Genomic DNA, 1,477 nt, shown 5'->3' on the forward strand with positions numbered 1-1,477 from the left:
ACCGTCGCCCGGCCAACATAGCCTTCTCCGTCCCCCCTTCGCAGTAACACCAAGTACGGGAATATTAACCCGTTTCCCATCGACTACGCCTTTCGGCCTCGCCTTAGGGGTCGACTCACCCTGCCCCGATTAACGTTGGACAGGAACCCTTGGTCTTCCGGCGAGCGGGCTTTTCACCCGCTTTATCGTTACTTATGTCAGCATTCGCACTTCTGATACCTCCAGCATGCCTCACGACACACCTTCAACGGCTTACAGAACGCTCCCCTACCCAACAACACTAAAGTGTCGCTGCCGCAGCTTCGGTGCATGGTTTAGCCCCGTTACATCTTCCGCGCAGGCCGACTCGACCAGTGAGCTATTACGCTTTCTTTAAATGATGGCTGCTTCTAAGCCAACATCCTGGCTGTCTGGGCCTTCCCACATCGTTTCCCACTTAACCATGACTTTGGGACCTTAGCTGGCGGTCTGGGTTGTTTCCCTCTTCACGACGGACGTTAGCACCCGCCGTGTGTCTCCCGTGATAACATTCTCCGGTATTCGCAGTTTGCATCGGGTTGGTAAGCCGGGATGGCCCCCTAGCCGAAACAGTGCTCTACCCCCGGAGATGAATTCACGAGGCGCTACCTAAATAGCTTTCGGGGAGAACCAGCTATCTCCCGGTTTGATTGGCCTTTCACCCCCAGCCACAGGTCATCCGCTAATTTTTCAACATTAGTCGGTTCGGTCCTCCAGTTAGTGTTACCCAACCTTCAACCTGCCCATGGCTAGATCACCGGGTTTCGGGTCTATACCCTGCAACTTAACGCCCAATTAAGACTCGGTTTCCCTTCGGCTCCCCTATGCGGTTAACCTTGCTACAGAATATAAGTCGCTGACCCATTATACAAAAGGTACGCAGTCACCCCCCATAAAGAGAGGCTCCCACTGCTTGTACGTACACGGTTTCAGGTTCTGTTTCACTCCCCTCGCCGGGGTTCTTTTCGCCTTTCCCTCACGGTACTGGTTCACTATCGGTCAGTCAGGAGTATTTAGCCTTGGAGGATGGTCCCCCCATATTCAGACAGGATACCACGTGTCCCGCCCTACTCATCGAGCTCACAGCATATGCGCTTTTGTGTACGGGGCTCTCACCCTGTATCGCGCGCCTTTCCAGACGCTTCCACTAACACACATGCTGATTCAGGCTCTGGGCTCCTCCCCGTTCGCTCGCCGCTACTGGGGGAATCTCGGTTGATTTCTTTTCCTCGGGGTACTTAGATGTTTCAGTTCCCCCGGTTCGCCTCATTAACCTATGGATTCAGTTAATGATAGTGTGACGAGTCACACTGGGTTTCCCCATTCGGACATCGCCGGTTATAACGGTTCATATCACCTTACCGGCGCTTTTCGCAGATTAGCACGTCCTTCATCGCCTCTGACTGCCAGGGCATCCACCGTGTACGCTTGGTCGCTTAACCTCACAACCCGAAGATGT

Annotated in this window: 1 rRNA gene; it reads right to left on the reverse strand. The window is 53.9% G+C overall.

The window, feature by feature from the left end:
• Positions 1-1,460, reverse strand: a 23S ribosomal RNA gene (locus F4V72_RS23920); the annotation flags it as partial.
• Positions 1,461-1,477 lie beyond the last annotated feature (17 nt).

The sequence above is a fragment of the Salmonella enterica subsp. diarizonae genome, from assembly GCF_008692785.1.
GTDB classification, from domain to species: Bacteria; Pseudomonadota; Gammaproteobacteria; order Enterobacterales; family Enterobacteriaceae; genus Salmonella; species Salmonella diarizonae.